The following is a 22,374-nucleotide window of genomic DNA, read 5'->3' as shown; positions in this document are numbered from 1 at the left end:
AGGGTGCTGTTGTGACCCTTGTTGGGCCTTCATCCGTCAGCTGCGGAGCCTCTTGCCACCTCCTCTTGCAGAGGGCACCCAGAGGCAACATAGCCCGTCCAATCCCGCATGATGGCCACCCGCTTTTCCAGCATGTCCCCGCGCCGATAGGCGGCTTCGGTCCGTGTGTCAATCGCGTGGGCCAGACACAGCTCCACGGCATCGCGCGCGTGGTGCGTCATCTCCCCGGCCCAGTCCCTGAACGTTGACCGAAAGCCATGCGGCACGGCACCCAGTTCATGCCGCCGCATCAAGGCCGTGAGGGCCATATCGGACAGCGGGCCTTTGCGGTTGGAGGGGAACACATGCTCGACTGAAGGGATGCGCGGCTGCGCCCTGAGCAGTTCCAGCGCCTCGCGCGACAGGGGCACGCGGTGTTCCCTGTGGGACTTCATCCGTTCGGCGGGCACCGTCCACAGACCGGCCTCCAGATCGACCTCGCTCCAGACCATGCCGCGCACCTCGCCAGAGCGTGCGGCCGTGAGGATCAGGAAGCACAGCGCGCGGGCGCTCTGTCCATCCATGGCCAGCAGCCGCTGGTAGGTGCCGGGCAGCATGGCCACGGGCACGGCCGCGTGGTGTTTGACCGGTGCCAGCTTGTTCGGGTCCGCCAGGATGTGTTCGAGCTGGCTGCGCCAGCGGGCAGGGTTGGGGCCAGTGCGGTGGCCATGGGCCGTGGCCCAGTCCAGCACCTGCTCGATGCGGCCGCGCAGCCGGGAGGCGGTCTCCGTCTTGGTCTTCCAGATGGGGGCCAGCACCTGCAGCACGTGGGCCTGCCCAATGTCTGCCACCTGCAGGTGGCCGATATGGGGGAATGCATAGGTGGCCAGGGTGCTGCGCCATTGCTTTGCATGCTTGAGGCTGCGCCATGTGCCTTCGTGTTCAGTAATGAAGGCTTCGGCCGCGTCATCAAAGCGCACCTGCCGCGCCATGGCCAGCCGGGCCGCTTCGCGCTGATCGTGCCGGGCCTGCAGCGGGTCCACGCCGCCGAGGCGCAGTTTGAGGGCGTTGCGGGCGGCCTCGCGCGCCTCAGCCAGGCCGACCAGCGGATAGCTGCCCAGGCCCATGCGGCGGCGGTGGCCACCGTGCACATAGCGCAGCACCCAGGCGCGCGAGCCGCCTTCGATCTTGAGATACAGGCCAGACACTCCGCCCACGGCGTAAGAGCCGTCACTGCGCAGGCGGGAGACTTCCAGAGAGGTTTTTTCGAGGATTCGCTTGGGCATGGATACCGTGCAGCCCGCTGGCCATCGCCGGATGCTGTGATTAAACACAGTATCAGTGTGCCATCCGACCGAGGTGGCTTGGTAGGGTTTGGTGGGTTTTGAAGGGTTTTTTTCCGACGAAACGCGAGCCAGTGAAAAAGCAGCGGGACGATTCGCAGACCTGCAGGCCGGGTGGGTTGGTGGGGTTTGTAGGCTTTGGAGGGTTTGCCGACCGTCGTAGCGCGAGCAAGTGAAAAGGGCCGCGGCCTGCTTTCGGGGCACGTGGACCAGGGCTGGCTGGTGGGGTTTGTAGGCTTTGAGGGGTTTGCCGACCGTCCAAGCGCGAGCAAGTGTTTTGTCTTCCAGCCATGGCGAGAGCGTGGAACTGGCATACCGGAGCCCCGTTTTAAGGCTGCCGACTCTTCCCCCGGCGCTGGGGGCATCTCCTAGGGGGCACCTTTGGGGGCACCATATGCCCCCAGTTCTGAAAAAAGTGCCCCCGGATGTGCCCCCAAACTCCGTAGGTGGCGGTGGATTGCCCTGGACTGCCATGGACAGCTAAGATGCTGTTTTCAAAGGGGAAATAAAAAAGTCCGGAAGCGTGTGGACGCTTCCGGACTGGTAATTGGTCCCCTCGACAGGAATCGAACCTGTATCTAGCGCTTAGGAGGCACTCGTTCTATCCATTGAACTACGAGGAGGCAGCCGCGCATTGTAGTGGGGCCGCGCGTGCCTTCCCGGAGGTGGGGCCTCAGTCGTACTTCACCGTGTAGATGATGTCCACCGCGCTCTTCTCGCCGGTCTGCCCGCGCAGCGTGAGGCGGCGCGAGAGGTCGTAGAAGATGTACAGCGTGCCCAGCGTGCCCGACAGGCTGCGTTCGTAGGTCACGTACAGGTCCTTGGACAGGCGCTTGCCGAAGGTGAGGGCGGCGGCGCTGGCGTCTTCGCCGGAGCCGGGGCCCTTGAAGCCGATCTCGTCCAGGCCGACCCGGCTGGCCATGTTGGCCGCCGTGTTGTTGTTGCCGCCCCTCCCCAGCAGCGCCAGCGCGGCCTGCTGCAGCACGGCGGCCTCGGCGCCGCCCGCGGCTGCGTTGCGGCCCAGCACCACCCACGAGAGTTTTTCCGCGTCGGGCAGTTCGGGGTCGGAATACAGGCGCACGCGGGGGGCCTGGGCGCTGCCCGTGACCTGCACGCCCGCGCGCACGCTGATGTTGGGGCGCAGCGCGAGGATGTCCAGCGACGGGTTGTTGTACGGGCCGTTGAAGCGGATGAGCCCGGTCTCCACGTCCAGCATCTGTCCCCAGGCTCGGTAGCGGCCTTCCTCGGTGCGCACCTCGCCCGTCACGCGGGGTGGGGCGCCGGGCACGGCGCTGCTGCGGATGTCCACCTCGCCCGTCAGCCGGGTGGTGATGCCATGGCCGCTCAGCGCGAAGTCGCGGCCCAGGTTGAGGGTGACCGCGATGTCGGGCGGCTTGGCGGTTTCTGCCTGCGCCGCCACCTGGCTGGCCTTCGCGGCGGCCTGCGCCCTGGCCTGGTCCTCGCGGTCCTTGGCGGCCGAGCGCACGACGACGTCCGAGCCCAGGCTGGGGGCGTTTTCGTCGGGCAGGATGATGGTGGCCCGGTCGGTGGTGAGCTTGCCGCGCAGGCTGATCTGGCCCTGCTGCAGCTGGGCCTGCAGCTGGCCCGACACGCTGATCTGCCGGTCTGCGCGCACGAGCACCTGCAGGGCCTTGGCCTCCGCCTGAAAACCCATGGCAATGCCCGAGAGGCCGTTGGCGGCATCGCCCCAGGTGATGCGGCCGGTGCCGGTGAGGGTGCCGCCGTCCTGCGGCGCGGCCGTGCGGTTGCCGCTGAAGCCCGCGATGCGCGCGCCGCTGCCGCGCCCGCCCTGCAGGCGGAACTCGGTGATGTCGAGCTGGTTGCCTTGCAGCGTGGCACGCAGGCGGCCGCTCTGCAGGTCCACGCCGTCCACGGCGGACCGCACCGCCAGGTCGTCCGCGCCCAGGGTTCCCGACCAGCGCGGCGCGTTGCGGGTGCCCGACAGGGTGGCGCTCGCGTCCAGCGTGCCGCGCACGCGCCAGCCGGGCGGGGCCAGGGCCGACCACACGCCCACGTCGGGCAGGCGCGCGCGCAGCGTGCCAGCCAGTGGCGCATCCGGTGCCCAGGCAAGGCTTGCGGTGCCGGTGCGCTGTGGTGCGTCTGCCGCGCCCGGCCGAGCGGGTGCGGGGGGCGAGGCGGCCGCGGGCCCCGCGAGTGACAGGCGGGTGTTCACGCTGGCGTCGATCTCTCCGGCGCGCTCGCTCATCCACCGCACACGCGCCCGCAGGGCTTCGCCGTCCAGATCGAGGGTGGCCTCGGCCTCGCGCACACCCGCTGCCGTGCCCGCTCCCGCCGGTGCTGCCGAGGCCTCGGTGGCGATCGCGGTGGCGGCGCCCGCGCCCTTGCCCTGGCCGCTGCTCTGCACGGCCGTCACGGCGGTGGGGTCTCCGGCCAGGATGCGCAGGTCGCCGCTGGCCCTGCGCAGGCTGGCGCTGGCGCGCGGGTTGGCTGTGGTGGTGTCCACGTTCCACTGGCCGTCCAGCACGATGCTGCTGGCCAGGCCCATGCGGGCCAGCAGGGGCTGGGCCGGGCGGCCCGCGGCGGCAGAGTTATCTCCCGCGCCCAGCGCGTCGACCCAGGCCATGGGCAGGCCCTGCAGCGTGCCCTGGGTCTGCACCCGCAGCGCGGGCCCGGAGGCCACGCGCACGGGCTGCCAGCGCAGGACCACGGTGCCCGGCAGCGGGCCGTTCAGGCGGGCCTGGCCTGCGGAGGTTTCCACCGACAACGGGGCGGTGCCCGGGGTTCGCGCGGTGATGTGCAGTGGTTCGGACAGCTGCAGGGTCCATGGCCCGGGGCGCTGTGTGTCCTGCGCCTGCAGGCGCATCTCGCCGACCTGTACCTGCCACTGCGCGGGGGCGGCCAGCCCGCCGGTCAGGCGGGTCTGCAGCGCAAGGCGGTGGGCCTGTGCGCCCTGGGGCGCATCCATGCGGGCCTCTCCTTGCAGCGACAGCGCGGCTTGTGCGAGGGTGCCGGAAAGCTCGGCCTTCACGGCGTGCAGCTGTACCGCGGTGGCGCCCCGGCCGGTACCTGGCGCGGGCGGCAGCGACAGTTCCATGTGCGCGGTGCCAAGGGTGGCCTGCAGCTCGAAGGTGTCCTTGCCCGCTGGCGGCGCACTGCCGCCGCCGGCCGCCTGCAGCTGGCGCACCAGCGTCTGCCAGCCACCTTTCCAGCGGGCGGTGAGCTGCCCCGCGCCCTTGGCGGAGATGCCCTGCATGGCGCCTTGCAGCGTGCCGCCCGCCAGCGGCAGGCTGGCCAGCCAGCGCTGGGTGGTGTCGATGTCGCTCCACTGCACCTGCAGGTCGCCGCCACCGGCGAGCGGCGCGGCATGGCCCTGGGCACGGGCGGTGGCGCCGGGCACTGTCAGCACCATCTGGCCCTGCACGGAAGGCGGCCCGCCGAGCGCGATGCGCAGGTCGGTGGCCTCGGCGCGCGCCTGCAGGGCGTCGAGCAGCAGGCGTTCGAGCCGCAACGTGCCGCCAGTGCCGGCCTGCGGGGGCGGGGCGGGCTGCCAGTGGCCTTGCGCGGTGAAGGTGTTGATGCGCAGGGCGGAAGCCCGGCCGCCCGCCGCCCGGCTGCCCGCCGCGGCGGCGCGGATGTCCGCCGTGAAGCGCACGGTGTCGCCCTGCGCCGTCTGCGCGCTGAGGCGGCCCGCCAAGGGGGCGGCCGCGAAGGCGGTGTGCAGTGCGTCGGGGCGCAGGTTGCGCACCTGGGCCTCGCCTTCCATCGCGTGGGTGGCCGGGGTGTAGTGGCCCTGCAGCGTCACCGTGCCATCGCCGGCCGAGGCCGTGGCGGCAGGCACGGTCCAGCGGGTGCCGTCATAGCGGGCGTCGGCCCGCAGGGCCGTCAGGGGCAGGCGTGCCTGGTCCCAGGGGCCTGGGAGCTCGTTGTGCAGCTGCGCTTGCACCGACCAGTGGGTGCCGCCGCCTGCCGGTCCTGGCCCCGCCTGCACGGTGCCGTGCAACTGGGTCGCCGGCGCCTGGGGCCAGAGCGCCGCGAGGTCGATGGCGTGCAGCGTGGCGCTGGCAGCCCGCAGGGGCTGGGTCGCCCAGGGCGCGAGCGTGGCCTGCACATCGGCCTGCATGGGTTGCGCTGGGGCGGGGGCGGGCGCCTTGGTGGGCGACGCTGGAGCCCGGGGTCCCCGCGTGCCCGGGGCTGGCGCGGGCGTGGAGGTGCCGGGGGAGGGGCTTACACGCGCTTGCAATTGCAAGCGCGCCGAAGCGGTGGCCAATGTGCCCTGCAGCGTGGCGTGCGCCTGCACCTGCATGGCGGGTTCGCCGCCAGGCACGGCGGTGTGCACGGTGCCATCCACGCTGGCATCCAGTGCCATGGGGGCCTGTGCGCCCAGGGTGGCCCGCGCGCTGTAGCGGCCCTGGGCCAGCTCCACGCTGTCGATGTTCAGGCGGTGCTCGCGGCCGTCAAACCGGTAGTCGCCCGCCAGGCCCAGCGCTTGCACGGCGGGCGATCCGGCCCATTGCAGCTGGTCGACACGAAACGGCACGCCGATGTGCAGCGGCAGCACAAGCTGCGTGAGGGGTGTGGCGGGTTCGGCATCGGGCTGGCTGCCCTGCGGCGTGATCTGCACGCGCGCGGCATGCACTTCGCCCAGTTCCAGCCGCCGCTGCAGCAGGGGGGCCAGCTGCCAGCCCAGGCGGATGTCGGTGACCTCGACGGCCAGGGCCGGGCTGCTCCAGCGCAGCCAGCCGATGTGCCCGCCCTGGCGCAGCGATCCGGTGACCTCGCGGCTTTCCAGCTGCTGGCCGGCCGGCAGGTAGCGGGCCGCCCGCGCGAGCGCCGTGGCCAGCGAGGTGCCGCTGCCCGTCCACCACCACACCGCCGCCACGGCGGCGATCATCAACGCCACCAGGGCCACCAGAAGCCAGCCCGCGGCCCGCGCGGCGCGGCGCGCGCGCCGGGCTGGCGGGCGCGGCCCGGAAGACGACGCCCCGGCGCTGAAGTCCGAGGAGCGGGCGTGGGGCTTGGGGGTGTCGGGGTGCATCCGCCCGGCCATCAGAAGCTGAAACCCAGCCGCAGGTGCAGCCGCAGTTCCTTGGTTTTCACGCCGTAGGCCAGATCGGCCTGCAAGGGGCCCACGGGGCTGCGCCAGCGCACGCCGGCACCCACGCCCACGCGCGGGTCCAGGTCCCCCATGCGGTCCGCCACGGCGCCCGCGTCCACGAACAGGGTGCTTTCCCAGTCGGTCATGGCGCCGCCGTAGACGATGGGCCGCTGCCATTCGACGCTGCCCACGGCCAGGTAGCGGCCTCCATAGAGCTGGCCGTTGTCCGTGCGCGCACCGATGCTGCGGTACCCGTAGCCGCGCACGGTGGTGTCGCCACCGGTCAGGAAAAGCTGGGTGACGGGAATCTGCGCGCCATCGCGCGCCACCACGGCGCCGGCTTCCGCCCGCAGCGCCACACGGGCGCTGCGGGCCACGCCCGCCGCGTCCTGCACGCGCCCCGCCGGGAGGAACGATTGCCACCGCACCAGCGTGCGCACGAACGGGTCGCGCTCGGGCCGCAGCGTGGTGCCCAGTCCCAGTTCCACGGCAATCCCGTGGCCCCGCGTGGGGGCCGTGGGGTTGTTGAAGTAGCGGCCCGTCCACCCGTAGTTCACGCTGACGGCCGTGCCAGATGGCGGGGCGTTCAGGCCTTGGCTGTTGGCGTAGTCGTACTGCAGGAAGTAGTTGCGGTCGATGTGCTTCGTGCTCTTGCTGCGCCCCGAGCGCAGGCGCCCGCTGTTGACTTCGTAGTCGCCCGTCGATTCACGCTGCAGCTGGCCGCCCGCGAACCAGCGCCAGCCCCGGTTGTCTGGCAGGTCGGTCCATTCGGTGCCCGCGAGCTTGGTCTCCCGGTCCAGCGACAGCTTGCTCACGGCGCGCCATCCCAAGCCGGGCAGCTGGTTGTGGATGTGCTCCAGGGACAGGCGTGCGCCGCTGTCGGTGGAGAAGCCGGGCCCGAACACGAGCTTTTGCAGCGGGGCTTCGCGCACCTGGGCAACGATGGGCGCGGCCTGGGGGTCGGTGCCCTCGGTGTCGAGCGTGAGGAACACCGCGTCGTAGTAGCCGCTGCTGGCCAGGCGCAGCTGGGCGTCCAGCAGTTCGGCCTCGTCGTAGACCGCGCCCGTGGGCAGCCGCGCCAGGCGCCGTGCGCCGTCAGGGTCGTAGCGCTGGCTGCCATCGACCCGCAGTGGGCCGAAGCGGTAGACCGGCCCGGGGTCGTAGGTCACGCTCAGCCTGGCTTCGTGCTTGTCGGCATCCACCTGCGCGCGGCTGCTGGCAATGCGCGCGGTGGGGTGGCGGCGGGCCTGAAGCTGGCGCAGGCCGTCGGTCTTCGCCGAATCCCAGGCCGATTGGGTGAATGGCTGGCCGGGCGAGAGGGACCAGTCGCGCTGCACGCGCTGCTGCTGGCGCAGGCTGGCTTTCGTGTCGGCAGCGTCGTTTTCCTGCGCCTGCGTGCCGGCGATGGCGGGGCTGGCGGCGCCCGCGAAGTCGATGTCCGCGCTGGCGATGCGGGTCTGGGGCCCTGGCTCCACGGTCACCGTCACGGTGCGCGGCGCGGTCTTGCTGTCGGGGGTGTCGGTCAGCTCCACCGTGATGGTCGGGGCGAAGTAGCCCATGGTGCCCAGCAGTTCGCGCGCATTGGCGTCGGCCGCGCCCAGCAGGCGCTGCAGCTCGTTGGCGTGCAGGTCGGGCAGATTGCGAAAGCGCTGCAGCTCCAGGTGGCGCTCCAGCGTCTCGCGCACGCTGTCCGGGGCCTTGACCTGCACGTTGAACGACGGCGCATCCGATGCGGCGATGACCGGCGCGGGCGCCGGGGCGTCGCGTTCCTCCGCGCGGGGCAGCAGGCTGCAGCCCTGCAGGGCCAGCGCTCCGAAAAGCAGCAACGCCGGCCACGGGGCCGGCGTTGGAGATGTGGCGGTAGGGCGCGGGATGCTGAAATGCACGACAGGACGGTATTGGAGTGGAACGTGGCCCGCAGGCCTTGCCCCGCCACTATGCACCGAAAATAAGACCGCCTGTGTCAGACAGTTACGCGCGATGGACCGGTGCGCGCCGCGGGCGCCCCTGCCTACTTGGACAGCAGCCGCATCGTCTCTTCGAGCCCCTTGAGCGACAGCGGGTGCATGCGGTTGCCGACGAGCTGCTGGATGATGCTGATGCTTTGCCGGTATTGCCACACGCCCTGGGGCTCGGGGTTGATCCACGCGTGCTTGGGGAAGGCGTGCGTGAGGCGCTGGATCCACTCCGCCCCCGCCTCCTCGTTGTTGTATTCCACGCTACCGCCGGGCTGCAGGATCTCGTAGGGGCTCATGGTCGCGTCGCCCACGAAGATCAGCTTGTAGTCCTTGTTGTACTTGCGGATGATGTCCCAGGTGGGAAACTTCTCCGCGAAGCGGCGGCGGTTGTTCTTCCACATGAAGTCGTACACGCAGTTGTGGAAGTAGTAGAACTCCAGGTGCTTGAACTCCGTCTTCACGGCGGAAAAGAGTTCCTCCACGCGCTGGATGTGCTCGTCCATGGTGCCGCCCACGTCCATCAGCAGCAGCACCTTCACGTTGTTGTGGCGCTCGGGCACCATCTTGATGTCGAGGTAGCCCGCGTTGGCGGCCGTGCTGCGGATGGTGTCGGGCAGGTCCAGCTCCAGCTCGTGCCCCTCGCGCGCGAACTTGCGCAGGCGGCGCAGGGCCACCTTGATGTTGCGCGTGCCCAGCTCCTGCTGGTCATCGTAGTCCTTGTAGGCGCGCTGCTCCCACACCTTCACGGCGCTCTTGTTCTTGCCCGCGCCGCCAATGCGCACGCCCTGCGGGTTGTAGCCGCCGTGGCCAAACGGGCTGGTGCCGCCCGTGCCGATCCACTTGCTGCCGCCCTCGTGGCGTTCCTTCTGCTCTTCGAGCCGCTTCTTGAGCGTCTCCATGAGTTCGTCCCAGCCCATCTTCTCGATGGCTGCTTTCTGTTCAGGCGTGAGCTCGTTCTCCAGGATCTTGCGCAGCCAGTCGGCCGGGATCTCCTTGGTGAAGTCGGCCACCATCTCCACGCCCTTGAAGTAAGCGCCGAAGGCCCGGTCGAACTTGTCGTAGTGCTTCTCGTCCTTCACGAGCGTGAGGCGCGAGAGGTTGTAGAAGTCGTCCAGGCTCCAGGCATCGTCGGACTTGGGGCCCACCACGCCAGCCTGCAGGGCTTCGAGCAGGGTGAGGTATTCCTTGACCGATACCGGCAGCTTGGCCGAGCGCAGGGTGTAGAAGAAGTCGATGAGCATGGTTCTGGCCTCCAGCGGTTACTGGGAAAGCGTGTGGCGCTCTAAAAGGTATAGCAGCTGCGCCTTGGCTTCGGGCCATTCGCCCGAGCGCATGCTGTACATCACCGTGTCGCGGACGGTGCCGTCGCGGCGCAGGGCGTGGCCGCGGATCACGCCGTCCTTCCTGGCGCCCAGGCGCTCGATGGCTTTTTGCGAGGCGAAGTTGTAGTTGTCGGTGCGCCAGCCCACCACATGGCTGCCCAGCGTGTCGAAGGCGTGGCCCATCATCATCAGCTTGCACGTGGTGTTGACGTGGGTGCGCTGCACGCTCTGGCGGTACCAGGTGTAGCCGATCTCCACGCGCTTCACCGCGGGCAGGATGTCGTGGTAGCTCGTGGAGCCCAGGACCTTGCCGCTGGCATCCTCCACCACGGCGAACGCGAAGCGGTTGCCGTCCTCGCGCATCCTGAGCGCCATCTCGATGTAGGCACGCGTGTCCTGGGGCTCGGGCACCGAGGTGACGCGCAGCTTCCACAGTTCGCCATCGGCGGCGGCGGCGGCCAGGCCGTGTTCGTGGGACAGCGCCAGGGGTTCCAGGCGGATGCCGCGGTCGCGCAGGGTGACGGGTTCTACAAAGGCCATGTGTCGTTGCCCTTCATCAGTCCTTGGAAGGCTTGTTGCGCCGGTGCGTCTGCCAGCGCCGTGCCGCATGCAGGCCCAGGCCGCCGCCCAGGCCCACGAGGGCGATGCCCCCCAGCGCCTTGTTGCCGTAGCCCGGTGCGAAGATGTCCAGGCCCAGCCACTGGCCCAGCCAGAAACCGGCGAGGGCGCCGCCGACAAAGCCGATGGCGTCGGCGATGCCGTCCATGAGGGAGGGGGTGGTGGGTGCGGCCATGGCGGGGGGACTACCGGTTCCGCTGGTTCATGAACACCAGCTTTTCGAAAAGGCTCACGTCCTGCTCGTTCTTGAGCAGCGCGCCCACCAGCGGCGGCACGGCCACCTTGTTGTCGGCGCTTTGCAGCGCGGTCAGCGGAATGTCTTCGGCCACCAGCAGCTTGAGCCAGTCGAGCAGTTCGCTGGTCGAGGGCTTCTTCTTCAGGCCAGGCAGGTTGCGCACGTCGTAGAACGTCTTCATCGCCACGCCCAGCAGCTCGCTCTTGAGCGTGGGGAAGTGCACGTTGACGATCTGGCGCATCGTGTCGGCTTCGGGGAACTTGATGAAGTGGAAGAAGCAGCGGCGCAGGAACGCGTCGGGCAGCTCCTTCTCGTTGTTGGAGGTGATGAACACCAGCGGGCGGTGCTTGGCCTTGATGAGCTCGCGCGTCTCGTAGCAGTAGAACTCCATGCGGTCGATCTCGCGCAGCAGGTCGTTCGGGAATTCGATGTCGGCCTTGTCGATCTCGTCGATCAGCAGCGCCACGGGGCGGTCGGCCGTGAAGGCCTGCCACAGCACGCCCTGGATGATGTAGTTGCGGATGTCCTTGACGCGCTCGGCGCTGTCGCCATCGCCCAGCTGGCTGTCCCGCAGGCGACTGACCGCGTCATACTCATACAGGCCCTGCTGCGCCTTCGTGGTGGACTTGATGTGCCATTGCAGCAGCGGCATGTCGAGCGCCTGGGCCACTTCCTCGGCCAGCATCGTCTTGCCGGTGCCCGGCTCCCCCTTGATGAGCAGCGGGCGTTGCAGGGTGATGGCCGCGTTCACGGCGAGCATCAGGTCTTGGGTGGCGACGTAGTTCTGGGAGCCTTGGAATTTCATGGGGGCGAATCACCGGATCGTTGATGAATGGGCTTGACAGGCGCTGGCTATAATCGGCGGTTGATCAGAGCCCAGAGCTGAACTTCCACGAGATTGTGCGCGCAAAATGAACAAAACGCTGACCACGCTATTTGCCCTGGCTGTCGCTTCCGTGACCGCCCTGTCCCATGCCCAGGAAGCCAAAGGCGACGTGGAAGCCGGCAAGCAGAAGATTGCCATGTGCATTGGCTGCCACGGCATTCCGGGCTACCAGGCCAGCTTTCCCGAAGTGCACAAGGTGCCCATGATCTCGGGCCAGAGCGCCAAGTACATTGCCTCGGCGCTTGTGGCCTACCAGAAGGGCGAGCGTAAGCACCCCACCATGCGCGGCATCGCGGATTCGCTGAGCGAAAAGGACATCGCCGACGTGGCCGCCTACTATGAGCAGCATGGCAAGACGGGGGCCGAACTGCCCGCCAAGCCTGGTCGCGAACCCAGCGTGCAGGTGGCCGAGCTTCTGAAGAAGGGCGCCTGCGTTTCGTGTCACGGCGACAACTTCGCCAAGCCCATCGACCCCTCGTACCCCAAGATCGCGGGCCAGCACGCGGACTACCTCTTCGTGGCCCTCAAGTCCTACAAGGCCGAGAAGAACCCCAACGTGGGCCGCAGCAACGCCATCATGGGCGGCGTGGCCAAGCAGTTCACCAATGCGGAGCTGAAGGCGCTGTCGGGCTACATCAGCGGCATCGACGGCGACCTGCACGTGGTGCCGCAATCGCGTTTCCGCTGAGCCGCTGCGGTGTGCCACCAAGAAGACGCCCCTCCTGCGAGGGGCGTTTTTGTTGGTGGCGGGGCATGACGGGCGGCTGAGGGTCAGCTTCGGCACGGGACGCTGGTATTTTTGAACGGTTGCATCGATCCAGGCGGAGACACGATGGGCTATCTCGACTCGCATTCTCTGCACCGGCTGAGCCACGCGACGCTGCTGGTGCATTCGACACGGGACTCGAACGACCTGTCGAACAACCTGCTCCAGGCGCTGCGCAGCGTGGTGGGCGGAGACATCTTCGTTGTCGACTGGCGCAACTGCACGCCGACGCTGCGCACCCTGTATGCGCCGGAGCGCGCCGTGTCGCGCGAAATCAACGAGGCCGTCCATCAGCACCTTGGCGACAATCCCGGCTACGGCAAGCGCCGCGTGCCGATGAGCATTTCCGACCAACTCTCGCCGACGGCGTGGAGCCGGTGTGCGCTGAACGCGGAGGCCTATGGCCGCGTCGGCCAGAAGGATGGGCTGGGCCTGGACATCGACCTTGGCGAAGGGCGCATGCTCACGCTCAATGTCACGCGCGCAACGCGCGGCTTCGGCGACCCCGAGCGCACGTCGCTCGCGCTGCTGGAAGGCCACATCCGCCAGACGCTGGGCCGCCTGCAGGCCCGCAGCAGGCGCCGCCACATCGCGCACCGGCTGCACGATCGCGCCTTGAGCGAGCGCCAACGCGAAGTGCTCGTGGCGGTGGCCCATGGCGCGACCAACGCCGAAGTCGCGGCAAGGCTCGGCATCCGCCCGGGTACCGTCAAGCGCCATCTCGAGGACATCTACGTCAAGACAGGCGTCGGCAGCCGGCACCAGCTCGCCGGTTGGCTGGCTGACGAATAGGCGCGCGCGGTCGTGTGCCGTCGGCACATGACCGGCGAGCTCCCCTCCCCTACGATCCATCGCGATGCTGCGGCGGGCCGTGATCCGCCGCCAAAACCGAAGACAGGGGATGAGATGGGCAGGAGTGTCTGGCACCTGAAGGGCGCGTTGTGCCTGTTCGCCGCCGTGTGCGCAACGCTGGTCCTGGGGGGCTGTGCCATCGTCGTGCAGACGCAATGGATCGAGGCGCCGCTGGTCGCGGACGCGAGTCTGCAGGGATCGGATTACGCACCGAGCAATCCCGATGGCCTGCGGATCAATGAACATCAGCAGGCGGTCGTCCGCTTCTCGCTCGATACGCTTCCCAACGGCAACATGGTCCTGGTGTCGCGGGCGGGCTCCGGTCAGCCGCTCCAGGTGGGGCCGTCCGCCTATGCGCTGACCGCGGACAAGATCGCCAGGGCCAGGATCGTCGTCTATGTCCAGAACGTCCGGGTGGCCGGCAGCGTTGCGTTGGTTCCCCTCGAAGGCAATGGCTGTTGGCCGCAGGAAAGCGTGGCGCCTGCATGCGTGGAGGGCCCGCCGACGCCTGGCGTCGACCCGGACTACCAGGCCGGAAGCAGCGTGCGCAAGCCGGTGGCCATTCGCCAACCGGGCTTTCGGAGCTTCGACGCCACCGACATCGTCAAGTCGTGGGTGGACGGCAGCCGTGCCAACAACGGCATCAAGATCGTCAGCGTCCCAGGTGCCGATGCGTCCCATGCCGACTTCGATGTCGCGGCGAAGGAGTCGAGCCCGGGCAAGACGCTGGTGCCGCATTCCGTCCAGTTGTTGATCACGCTGTCGGATTTGACGGGGGTGTCATCGAATGCCGCATCGTCGTCCCAGATCCAGGAGAGCGCTCCCGGTGCGGCGGATGCGGGCAGTGCCGATCTGCGGCTGAGCGGCACGGCCGGAAGCCGCGGCGTCGCGCTGCTCAAGACGCCGGAGCTTCCTTTTGTGGTCCGCAGCATCATGCAGTATTCCTCCACGCCGCTGCAGGCCAGCCTCGTGACCTATGCCAGCAGCGTTTCGCAACCGGGCACGCTGCGGCTCTCCCCGGCCGAGGACTTCGACGCGGGCACCGTTTCCTGGAACACCCAGCCCGCGTGGGACGGCGCCCGGGCGGCGACGGCGCCTGTGGCGGGCCCGGGCGCGGTCAGCGTGTTCGATTTCAGCCGCAACTACGGGGAGCTGCTGGCGGACGAACAGAATGCGAACCCCGGCACGACGGATTCCGCGCTGCCAGGCTATGCGGCCGCACTCGAGCCGGACGCCGGCGCTCTCGCCACCGTCGATGGTGTGCCGAACAGCACCACTGCGCGCGCGCCGCGGGCAACACTGGTGTACAAGACGCCCGAGGCGCTCCAGGGTCCGCTGGCTATTTTTCAGGGCGTGAGACTCTTCGATCCCGACGACGCGGGCCCCTGGGGCTGGGAGACCGCCTACATGCCGGCCTCGCAGTCGTTCAGCATGCGCATCGGCCAGCCCTCCTCTCCGTTTGGAGTGCGGCCGCAAACGGTGTGGAGCGACACCCATGCCATCGGCTTTCTTTCTGTGCCCGTCAACGTTGCGGCGCCCGGCACGGGCGCGAGCGCGACCTTCCCTTCCGGGAGGAATACCTTCGAGACGATGGGCTCCGACAACTGGACCCCCGTCGTGCCCACGGCCAATCGTGTCGTCGGAAGCTACCTCGTGCACATCACGATGCCGGGGCACAACGCGCGCTTTGATCTGCAGTTTCACAACCTGCCGCTTCCGGTGCCCGCATTGCAAGGGCCGTCCACCGTGCTGCTGCCCGCGGGACAAACGGCGGTTTCGCTGCCTGCGACGGCCCCGGCCGATCCTGCCGCAGGATTCGTATTGGCGGTGGACGATGCCGTCGTCAACGCCCATATCGACAACACGACGAAATGGAGGATCACGAGCTCGGTGGCGGGCGACGTCCTGCCTGGCGTGATCGCGCAGAGCGATGGCAGCGTGGGCTGGCCCATCGGATTTGCCTCGGCCGGGCCGCGGACGCTGACCGTGACGAGCCAGGGCGATGCCTCGGTCCGGGCATCGATGCAGACGACGGTGCAACAGCAGTCGAGCGTGCGCCTGGCTCAGCCGCTGGCCGGAGCCACGTTCGTCTACGGCCAGGCGATCACGCTCCTGGCCGAAGTGACGGGGGGAGCGGGGCCGCCGGCCGGCAGCGTGCACTTTTCCGATGGCGCGGCGACGGACCTTGGCGATGCGGGGCTCGATACCTCCGCCAGGGCGGCACTCGCGCGCCAGTTGCCCGTTGGACGGCACGACGTCCAGGCGGCCTATGCAGGCGACATCGCCAGCTTCACGCTGCCTTCGGTGTCCAATCCGGTGGCCATCGAGGTCCTGCCAGCTTCGACGGGTATCGCCCTGGAGGCGGTGGGACCGGTCGGTCTGGGCGGTTCGGTGACGGTGTGGGCGGCGCTGGCGGTGGCCGCGCCGGGGGGCGGCACGCCGACGGGAACGATCACGATCACGAACACCACCGACGGCCTGAGCTGCAGCTACGCGGCGGCCGCGGCGGCGCCAGGCTGCTCACTGCGGCCGAAGGGCTCTGGCACGAAGGCGCTGACCGCAAGCTACTCCGGCGACGGCAATTTCCTGGCAAGCAGCGCGGCGGGGACCCTGGTCGTGAGCGCATCGCCCACCCCGGTGCCGGTGCCCCTGTTCTCGCGGGAAGGGCTCGGCCTGCTGGTGCTGCTGCTGGCCGGCACCGCGCTGGCGCACAAGGCGCGCAAGCCCGGGCGCTGAGCGGGGAGGGTTCAGCGCCGCATGCGAATTTGCATGCAGCCGGGCAACCAGGCGGGAAGCCCAGGACAGGGCTGCAGCATGGCGAGGCGAACCAACGACGCCATGCGGTTGGAGGCCAATCCGTCTCAGTCCCGCGTGGCCCGCCGCTGCACGCAGGCGATGTAGGCCTCGCCGTCCGGCGGGCGGCCGGCGCGCTGGCTTTCCCACAGCATCTCGCCCAGGCAGTCCATGGCGGCGTGGTGCGCATCGTGCAGCGAGTCGAGCCGCGCGGTCAGCAGCTCCACCGCCTGGCGGATGCCGCGCGGCTGGTCGATGCTGCACTGCTCGCTGATCGACAGGTGCATGGACAGGTGCAGGAAGGGGTTGGTCTGGCCCGGCGTCTCGTCGTAGTTGCGCGCCACGGCGGCATCGGCGTCGGACAGGTCGGTGTGGTACTCGGGGTGCTCGGCGATCCACAGGCTGGCCAGCGTCTCGATGGCTTCCATGGGCGCGCCGGCCTGGGTCTTGGCGTGCACCCCGCAGAGAAAGCGGCGCACGTCGGCTTGGGAGGGGCTGAACATGGGGCGTGAGCGTAGCACGCAGCCCTGGCGCACAGGGCGTGCAGGGTTGCACGCGGCGCCGGAGTGCGGCTGGCGCGCCGGGGCGGGTGCGCGACGCGCGGCAGCGGCGGTGTCCTACGCGGGCGCGGCGGGAGCTGCCCTACATTGGCGATGCGCAGGGACAGGGAGCCGGGCCCGCTCTGCCGCAGTCCCTGAATACCCGGTGTTGGGAGATCTGTCATGAATGCAATGCGAATCGTTGGTGTGCTTTTGTTGGTGCTGGGCTTGGCAGGTTTTCTGACGGGGGGCTTCAGCTTCACCAAGGACACCACGCAGGCCAAGCTGGGCCCGCTGGAACTGACGGTCAAGGAAAAAGAGTCCGTCAACATTCCCCAGTGGATGAGCCTGGGGGCGATGGTGCTGGGCGGCGTGGTGCTGGTGCTGGGCTTTCGCAAGAACTGAGCCTTCACCACCCCAGCGTGGGCGCCCTGTGCGCGCAATGCCCGTGCCGGTGCCAGGCTGGCACCGGCGTGAAGCCGCCCGGCGGCCGCCGGGCCCCGGGCTTCACTCGCCCCGGCCGCGCGGCGCACCCATCATGCGCGAGATGGTCTTCGCGGCGCGCAGCAGCGCGGGCAGCAGGCTCTCCTGCATCATGGCCGCGCTGGTGCGGTTGGCCTGCCCGCTGATGTTGAGCGCCGCCACCGTCCGCCCCGTGCGGTCGGCCAGTGGCGCGGCGATCGAGATCAATCCTTCCTCCAGCTCCTGGTTCACCAGGCACCAGCCCTGCTGGCGTGCCTCGCGGATGCGCGACAGCAGCGCGGGCAGCTCGGTGGTGGTGTGCGCGGTGAAGCGCTCCAGCGGATGCTGCGCCAGGCGGGCCTCCAGCTCCTCATCGGGCAGCCCGGCCAGCAGCACGCGGCCCATCGAGGTCCAGGGCGCGGGCAGGCGCGAGCCCACGCCCAGGTTCGTGCGCATGATCTTGTGCGTGGGCACGCGCAGCACGTAGACGATGTCGAGGCCGTCGAGCACGGCGGCCGAGGACGACTCGCGCACTTCTTCCACCAGGTCCTCCATCACCGGCTCGGCCAGGTTCCAGATCGGCAGCGATGAAAGGTACGCAAATCCCAGGTCCAGGATGCGCGGGCTCAGCCGAAAGAGCTTGCCGTCCGTCTCCACATAGCCCAGCGTCTGCAGCGTGAGCAGGATGCGGCGCGCACCCGCGCGCGTGAGGCCCGCACGGGCCGCCACTTCGCTCAGCGTCTGCTGCGGCGTGGCCGCGCTGAACGAGCGGATCACCTCCAGCCCGCGCGCGAACGACTGCACATAGCTGTCGCTGGGCTTGGGGTCTTTGGCGTCAGGGGTTTGGATATTCATACGTGCGCCTACTATAATTCTTTATGCGAACATTTGTTCTATAAGCGAACAAATTGAAACCGAAGATCAAGCAAATCACGAAAGCGTTTCGATGATCAACAAACTGGCGGACTCGGTGGCCCAGGCCCTGCAAGGGGTGAAGGATGGTGCCACGGTGTTGATAGGCGGATTTGGCACGGCGGGCATTCCGGGTGAGCTCATCGACGGGCTCATCGCCCAGGGCGCCCGGGACCTGACGGTGGTGAACAACAACGCCGGCAATGCCGACCAGGGCCTGGCCGCGCTGCTCAAGGCGGGGCAGGTGCGCAAGATCATCTGCAGCTTTCCGCGCCAGGTCGACAGCTATGTGTTCGACGACTTGTACCGCAGCGGCAAGCTGGAGCTCGAGCTCGTGCCCCAGGGCAACCTGGCCGAGCGCCTGCGGGCGGCGGGGGCGGGCATCGGCGCCTTCTTCTGCCCCACGGCTTACGGCACCGAGCTGGCCGCCGGCAAGGAAACGCGCGAGATCAACGGCAGGCACTACGTGCTCGAATTCCCCATCCACGGCGACGTGGCGCTGATCAAGGCCGAGCAGGGCGACCGCTGGGGGAACCTTACCTACCGCATGTCGGCCCGCAACTTCGGGCCGGTGATGGCCACCGCCGCCAAGACCACCATCGCCACCGTGCACGAGGTGGTGGAGCTGGGCGCGCTGGACCCCGAGGCCATCGTCACCCCCGGCATCTACGTGAGCCATGTGGTCAAGATCGACCGCACGGCCACGCAGGCGGGTGGTTTCAAGAAATCGGCATGAAATCGGCCTCTACCGCACAAGGATAAAGCGTGAGCAGCTATCAAAAGCGTAGTAAAGAAGAACTGGCGAAACGGGTGGCGCAAGACATCCACGACGGCGCCTACGTCAACCTGGGCATCGGCCAGCCCACCCTGGTGGCCAACCACATTCCCGCGGGCCGCGAGGTCATCCTGCAAAGCGAGAACGGCATCCTGGGCATGGGCCCGGCACCCGCCGCAGGCCTGGAGGACTACGACCTCATCAACGCCGGCAAGCAGCCGGTGACGCTGCTGCCCGGTGGCGCGTACTTCCACCACGCCGACAGCTTCGCGATGATGCGCGGCGGGCACCTCGATATCTGCGTGCTGGGCGCCTTCCAGGTCAGCGCCACGGGCGACCTGGCCAACTGGAGCACCGGCGAGCCCGGCGCCATCCCGGCCGTGGGCGGCGCGATGGACCTGGCCATCGGCGCCAAGCAGACCTGGGTGATGATGGACCTGCTGACCAAGCAGGGCGCGAGCAAGATCGTCGAGCGCTGCGGCTACCCGCTCACCGGTGTCGCGTGCGTGAAGCGCATCTACACCGATCTGTGCACACTGGCCTGCACGCCCACGGGGCTGCAGCTCATCGACACCGTGCCGGGCCTTTCCCACGCCGAACTCGAAAGCCTGGTGGGCCAGCCCATCCGTCCGGCGACCTGAGCACCCGCGGGCGCCCCGAATCCCTTCCCTTTTCAACGAGCCGATCCACCGAGATCCGAGGAGACAAAAAACATGACCACCCAAGCCTTCATCTGCGACGCCATCCGCACCCCCTTCGGCCGCTACGGCGGCGCATTGAGCAGCGTGCGCACCGACGACCTGGGCGCCATCCCCATCAAGGCGCTGATGGACCGCAACCCCGGCGTGGACTGGGCCGCGGTGACCGACGTGCTCTACGGCTGCGCCAACCAGGCCGGCGAGGACAACCGCAACGTGGCCCACATGAGCAGCCTGCTGGCGGGCCTGCCCATCGACGTGCCCGGCGCCACCATCAACCGCCTGTGCGGCTCGGGGCTGGACGCCGTGGGCACCGCCGCGCGCGCCATCAAGGCGGGCGAGGCGGGCCTGATGATCGCGGGCGGCGTGGAGAGCATGAGCCGCGCGCCCTTCGTCATGCCCAAGGCAGAAAGCGCCTTCAGCCGCAACAACGCGGTGTACGACACCACCATCGGCTGGCGCTTCGTCAACAAGCTGATGAAGGAAAAGTACGGCGTGGACTCCATGCCCGAAACCGCCGAGAACGTGGCCACCGACTTCGGCATCGAGCGCGAGGCGCAGGACCGCATGGCGCTGCGCAGCCAGCTCAACGCCGTGGCCGCGATCAAGGACGGCCACCTGGCGCGCGAGATCGTGCCCGTGCACATCCCGCAAAAGAAGGGCGACGCCATCGTCGTCAGCCAGGACGAACACCCCCGCGAGACCAGCCTGGAAGCGCTGGCCAGGCTCAAGGGCGTGGTGCGGCCCGATGGCACGGTGACGGCGGGCAACGCGTCGGGCGTGAACGACGGCGCCTGCGCGCTGCTGCTGGCCGATGAAGCCCATGCCGCCAAGTACGGCCTCAAGCCCCGCGCCCGCGTGGTGGGCATGGCCGTGGCCGGTGTGGCGCCGCGCATCATGGGCTTTGGCCCCACGCCCGCCACGCAGAAGGTGCTGGCGCAGACGGGCCTGACCATCGACCACATGGACGTGATCGAACTCAACGAAGCCTTTGCCGCGCAGGGCCTGGCCGTGCTGCGCGCCCTGGGCCTCAAGGACGACGACGCGCGGGTGAACGCCTGGGGCGGCGCGATTGCGCTGGGCCACCCGCTGGGTGCCAGCGGCGCGCGGCTGGTCACCACCGCCGTGAACCGCCTGCACGAGCATGCGGGCCAGTACGCGCTGTGCACCATGTGCATCGGCGTGGGCCAGGGCATCGCCATCATTCTGGAGCGCGTGTGACCGTGGCCTCTGCAGTGACTTCCTCCACCCCCGTCACCGTCGTCACCGGTGCCAGCAACGGCATCGGCCGCGCCATTGCCGAAGCCGTGCTCGCCCAGGGCCGCGCCGTGGTCAACCTGGACTACGCGCTGCCCACGTGGAGCCACCCGCTGCTCACCTCGTACCAGGGCGACCTGACCGACGAGGCATCGACCCGCGAGCGCGCGGCAGAGATCGCCGCCAGGCACAACGTGACCGCCCTGGTGAACAACGCGGGCGCGACGCGCCCCGGCACCATCGACACCGCCACCACCGCGCAGCTGGACGACGTGGTGGGCCTGCACCTGCGCGCGCCCATGCTGCTGGTGCAGGCCTTTCTGTCCACGCTGCGGGCCTACGGCCAGGGCCGCATCGTCAACATGTCGTCGCGCGCCGCGCTGGGCAAGGGCGACCGCGTCGTCTACTCGGCCACCAAGGCCGGGATGATCGGCATGACGCGCACGCTGGCCATGGAACTGGGGCGCGACGGCATCACCGTCAACGCCATCGGCCCGGGGCCGATCGCCACCGAACTGTTCCGCCAGAGCAACCCCGAGGGCGCGCCGCAGACCGAGCGCATCCTGAACAGTATTGCGGTGGGCCGCATGGGCACGCCCGACGACGTGGCGCGCGCGGCGCTGTTCTTCCTCTCGCCCGACAACGGTTTCGTGACCGGGCAGGTGTTGTACGTGTGCGGTGGTACCACGCTCGGCGTGGCACCTGTCTAGCCACCTGAACGCATTTTCACTGCAGCCCTGAAAGGGGCGCACCCCCTGTTCTCGCCCGGAGGCCTTGGCGCCCGGTTGAGGCCATGGCGCGGCGGATGCCGCGCTCGTGACACCCATTTCATCCACCTTCCTGAAGGAGACAAACCATGACCCGTTCCATCCACACCACCCGCCGCTTCGCGCTGTCGGCCGCTGCCTGCGCGGGCATCGCCGCCATCGCCGCTGGTGGCCTGCTGGGCAGCAGCGCAGCCATGGCCCAGGCCTATCCCACCAAGCCCGTCACCATCGTCGTGCCCTTCGCGGCCGGCGGCACCACCGACATCCTGGCGCGCATCATCGGCCAGGCGCTGACCACGGAACTCGGCCAGTCGGTCATCGTGGACAACCGCGCGGGCGCGGGCGGCAACATCGGCGGCGCGCTGGCGGCCAAGGCCCCGGCGGACGGCTACACGCTCTTCATGGGCACGGTGGGCACGCATGCCATCAACGCCGCGCTGTACAAGAAGATGCCCTTCGATCCGATCAAGGACTTCGCGCCGCTCACGCGCGTGGCCAATGTGCCCAACCTGCTGGTGGCCAACCCCGCCCAGCCCTACAAGAGCGTGAAGGAGCTGATCGCCTACGCCAAGGCCAACCCCGGCAAGGTGAACTTCGGCTCGTCGGGCAACGGCAGCTCCATCCACCTGTCGGGCGAGCTGTTCAAGAGCCTGGCCAAGGTGGACATGGTGCACGTGCCCTACAAGGGCAGCGCACCGGCGGTGACCGACCTGCTGGGCAACCAGATCGGCATCATGTTCGACAACATGCCCTCGGCCATCCAGCATGTGCGCAGCGGCAAGCTGGTGCCGCTTGCCGTGACCACGGCCAAGCGCTCGCCCGAGCTGCCCAATGTGCCCACCATCGCCGAAGCCGGCGTGCCCGGCTACGAGGCCACGTCCTGGTTCGGCATGTTCGCGCCCGCCGGCACGCCCGCACCGGTGCTGGCCCGGCTCAACACCGCGCTGGCCAAGGTGCTGAACCAGGCCGAGGTGAAGAAGAAGATCAACGAGCAGGGCGCCGAGACGTACAGCGAAACGCCCGAGCAGTTTGCCGCCTTCATCCAGGCCGAGTCCGTGAAGTGGGGCAAGGTCGTCAAGGAATCCGGCGCGAGTCTGGACTGATCTGCGCCTTCGATCATTGATGCTACTAAATT

General features: G+C 68.9%; 18 protein-coding genes and 1 tRNA gene. 9 read left to right on the top strand and 10 right to left on the bottom strand.

The window, feature by feature from the left end; translation table 11 throughout:
- Nucleotides 1–29: 29 nt before the first annotated feature.
- The 8 genes from AC07PV_RS20700 to AC07PV_RS20665 form a co-directional block, all read right to left on the bottom strand.
- Nucleotides 30–1,265 (bottom strand): tyrosine-type recombinase/integrase, encoded by a 1,236-nt coding sequence (locus AC07PV_RS20700; protein WP_494631194.1) that lies wholly within the window; start codon nucleotides 1,263–1,265, stop codon nucleotides 30–32.
- A 605-nt stretch (nucleotides 1,266–1,870) separates the two neighbouring features.
- Nucleotides 1,871–1,945, bottom strand: a tRNA-Arg gene (locus AC07PV_RS20695).
- 50 nt (nucleotides 1,946–1,995) lie between these two features.
- Nucleotides 1,996–6,339, bottom strand: a complete 4,344-nt coding sequence (locus tag AC07PV_RS20690; protein WP_494631192.1) for a translocation/assembly module TamB domain-containing protein — start codon at nucleotides 6,337–6,339, stop codon at nucleotides 1,996–1,998.
- An 11-nt stretch (nucleotides 6,340–6,350) separates the two neighbouring features.
- Complete coding sequence (locus AC07PV_RS20685) at nucleotides 6,351–8,285, bottom strand: autotransporter assembly complex protein TamA (protein ID WP_494631191.1); 1,935 nt, start codon at nucleotides 8,283–8,285, stop codon at nucleotides 6,351–6,353.
- A gap of 125 nt (nucleotides 8,286–8,410) precedes the next feature.
- Nucleotides 8,411–9,598: a vWA domain-containing protein gene (locus AC07PV_RS20680; RefSeq protein ID WP_218295980.1), complete on the bottom strand. Its 1,188-nt coding sequence runs from the start codon at nucleotides 9,596–9,598 to the stop codon at nucleotides 8,411–8,413.
- Nucleotides 9,599–9,616: 18 nt separating this feature from the next.
- Nucleotides 9,617–10,219: a GNAT family N-acetyltransferase gene (locus AC07PV_RS20675; protein ID WP_492253811.1), complete on the bottom strand. Its 603-nt coding sequence runs from the start codon at nucleotides 10,217–10,219 to the stop codon at nucleotides 9,617–9,619.
- Nucleotides 10,220–10,235: 16 nt separating this feature from the next.
- Entirely contained in the window at nucleotides 10,236–10,472 is a 237-nt protein-coding gene (locus AC07PV_RS20670; protein WP_218339591.1) for a hypothetical protein, read from the bottom strand.
- A gap of 10 nt (nucleotides 10,473–10,482) precedes the next feature.
- Nucleotides 10,483–11,337, bottom strand: coding sequence for an AAA family ATPase (locus tag AC07PV_RS20665; protein WP_218295977.1), 855 nt, complete (start codon nucleotides 11,335–11,337; stop codon nucleotides 10,483–10,485).
- A 106-nt stretch (nucleotides 11,338–11,443) separates the two neighbouring features.
- On the opposite strand from AC07PV_RS20665, the gene AC07PV_RS20660 reads away from it, so the two are divergent.
- The 3 genes from AC07PV_RS20660 to AC07PV_RS20650 all read left to right on the top strand — a co-directional run bounded on the left by AC07PV_RS20660 (nucleotide 11,444) and on the right by AC07PV_RS20650 (nucleotide 15,772).
- Complete coding sequence (locus AC07PV_RS20660; protein WP_218295976.1) at nucleotides 11,444–12,106, top strand: c-type cytochrome; 663 nt, start codon at nucleotides 11,444–11,446, stop codon at nucleotides 12,104–12,106.
- A gap of 144 nt (nucleotides 12,107–12,250) precedes the next feature.
- Entirely contained in the window at nucleotides 12,251–12,976 is a 726-nt protein-coding gene (locus AC07PV_RS20655) for a helix-turn-helix transcriptional regulator (RefSeq protein WP_218295975.1), read from the top strand.
- A gap of 27 nt (nucleotides 12,977–13,003) precedes the next feature.
- Nucleotides 13,004–15,772, top strand: a complete 2,769-nt coding sequence (locus AC07PV_RS20650) for an Ig-like domain repeat protein (protein ID WP_218295974.1) — start codon at nucleotides 13,004–13,006, stop codon at nucleotides 15,770–15,772.
- 125 nt (nucleotides 15,773–15,897) lie between these two features.
- Here AC07PV_RS20650 and AC07PV_RS20645 read toward each other — a convergent pair whose 3' ends face one another.
- Nucleotides 15,898–16,332 carry a DUF1841 family protein gene (locus AC07PV_RS20645; RefSeq protein WP_218295973.1) on the bottom strand — a complete coding sequence of 145 codons (435 nt, stop codon included), beginning with the start codon at nucleotides 16,330–16,332 and terminating at the stop codon, nucleotides 15,898–15,900.
- A gap of 219 nt (nucleotides 16,333–16,551) precedes the next feature.
- Between AC07PV_RS20645 and AC07PV_RS20640 the strand changes: the two genes are divergently transcribed.
- Nucleotides 16,552–16,773: a hypothetical protein gene (locus AC07PV_RS20640; protein WP_029413244.1), complete on the top strand. Its 222-nt coding sequence runs from the start codon at nucleotides 16,552–16,554 to the stop codon at nucleotides 16,771–16,773.
- A gap of 102 nt (nucleotides 16,774–16,875) precedes the next feature.
- Here the strand turns inward: AC07PV_RS20640 and AC07PV_RS20635 are convergent, their stop codons facing one another.
- The gene (locus AC07PV_RS20635) at nucleotides 16,876–17,685 is read right to left on the bottom strand and encodes an IclR family transcriptional regulator domain-containing protein (protein WP_218295972.1); all 810 of its coding nucleotides are present in this window, start codon (nucleotides 17,683–17,685) and stop codon (nucleotides 16,876–16,878) included.
- 91 nt (nucleotides 17,686–17,776) lie between these two features.
- Here AC07PV_RS20635 and AC07PV_RS20630 point away from each other — a divergent pair, with 91 nt between their 5' ends.
- From AC07PV_RS20630 to AC07PV_RS20610, 5 genes are all read left to right on the top strand, one after another.
- Nucleotides 17,777–18,478 (top strand): 3-oxoacid CoA-transferase subunit A, encoded by a 702-nt coding sequence (locus tag AC07PV_RS20630; RefSeq protein WP_218295971.1) that lies wholly within the window; start codon nucleotides 17,777–17,779, stop codon nucleotides 18,476–18,478.
- A 29-nt stretch (nucleotides 18,479–18,507) separates the two neighbouring features.
- A complete protein-coding gene (locus AC07PV_RS20625; protein ID WP_218295970.1) occupies nucleotides 18,508–19,158 on the top strand; it encodes a 3-oxoacid CoA-transferase subunit B in 651 nt (216 codons plus the stop codon).
- A 72-nt stretch (nucleotides 19,159–19,230) separates the two neighbouring features.
- Nucleotides 19,231–20,436 carry a 3-oxoadipyl-CoA thiolase gene (gene pcaF, locus AC07PV_RS20620; RefSeq protein ID WP_218295969.1) on the top strand — a complete coding sequence of 402 codons (1,206 nt, stop codon included), beginning with the start codon at nucleotides 19,231–19,233 and terminating at the stop codon, nucleotides 20,434–20,436.
- Between the two features lie 14 nt (nucleotides 20,437–20,450).
- Nucleotides 20,451–21,182 (top strand): SDR family NAD(P)-dependent oxidoreductase, encoded by a 732-nt coding sequence (locus AC07PV_RS20615; RefSeq protein ID WP_494631188.1) that lies wholly within the window; start codon nucleotides 20,451–20,453, stop codon nucleotides 21,180–21,182.
- Nucleotides 21,183–21,328: 146 nt separating this feature from the next.
- Nucleotides 21,329–22,342, top strand: coding sequence for a Bug family tripartite tricarboxylate transporter substrate binding protein (locus AC07PV_RS20610; protein WP_494601878.1), 1,014 nt, complete (start codon nucleotides 21,329–21,331; stop codon nucleotides 22,340–22,342).
- The last annotated feature ends 32 nt before the right edge of the window (nucleotides 22,343–22,374 follow it).

This window comes from Acidovorax sp. GW821-FHT09A11, assembly GCF_059418365.1.
Note: the sequence above shows the minus strand (reverse complement) of the source record. Positions and strands in the feature narration are given on the sequence as shown.

Excerpts from the sequence above, each read along its gene's own strand:
- AC07PV_RS20660 (WP_218295976.1), top strand. The coding sequence starts at position 11,444 with ATGAACAAAACGCTGACCACGCTATTTGCCCTGGCTGTCGCTTCCGTG.
- AC07PV_RS20655 (WP_218295975.1), top strand. The coding sequence starts at position 12,251 with ATGGGCTATCTCGACTCGCATTCTCTGCACCGGCTGAGCCACGCGACG.
- AC07PV_RS20635 (WP_218295972.1), bottom strand. The coding sequence starts at position 17,685 with ATGAATATCCAAACCCCTGACGCCAAAGACCCCAAGCCCAGCGACAGC.
- AC07PV_RS20700 (WP_494631194.1), bottom strand. The coding sequence starts at position 1,265 with ATGCCCAAGCGAATCCTCGAAAAAACCTCTCTGGAAGTCTCCCGCCTG.
- AC07PV_RS20640 (WP_029413244.1), top strand. The coding sequence starts at position 16,552 with ATGAATGCAATGCGAATCGTTGGTGTGCTTTTGTTGGTGCTGGGCTTG.
- AC07PV_RS20690 (WP_494631192.1), bottom strand. The coding sequence starts at position 6,339 with ATGCACCCCGACACCCCCAAGCCCCACGCCCGCTCCTCGGACTTCAGC.
- AC07PV_RS20645 (WP_218295973.1), bottom strand. The coding sequence starts at position 16,332 with ATGTTCAGCCCCTCCCAAGCCGACGTGCGCCGCTTTCTCTGCGGGGTG.
- pcaF (WP_218295969.1), top strand. The coding sequence starts at position 19,231 with ATGACCACCCAAGCCTTCATCTGCGACGCCATCCGCACCCCCTTCGGC.
- AC07PV_RS20665 (WP_218295977.1), bottom strand. The coding sequence starts at position 11,337 with ATGAAATTCCAAGGCTCCCAGAACTACGTCGCCACCCAAGACCTGATG.
- AC07PV_RS20650 (WP_218295974.1), top strand. The coding sequence starts at position 13,004 with ATGACCGGCGAGCTCCCCTCCCCTACGATCCATCGCGATGCTGCGGCG.
- AC07PV_RS20675 (WP_492253811.1), bottom strand. The coding sequence starts at position 10,219 with ATGGCCTTTGTAGAACCCGTCACCCTGCGCGACCGCGGCATCCGCCTG.
- AC07PV_RS20680 (WP_218295980.1), bottom strand. The coding sequence starts at position 9,598 with ATGCTCATCGACTTCTTCTACACCCTGCGCTCGGCCAAGCTGCCGGTA.
- AC07PV_RS20610 (WP_494601878.1), top strand. The coding sequence starts at position 21,329 with ATGACCCGTTCCATCCACACCACCCGCCGCTTCGCGCTGTCGGCCGCT.
- AC07PV_RS20630 (WP_218295971.1), top strand. The coding sequence starts at position 17,777 with ATGATCAACAAACTGGCGGACTCGGTGGCCCAGGCCCTGCAAGGGGTG.
- AC07PV_RS20670 (WP_218339591.1), bottom strand. The coding sequence starts at position 10,472 with ATGGCCGCACCCACCACCCCCTCCCTCATGGACGGCATCGCCGACGCC.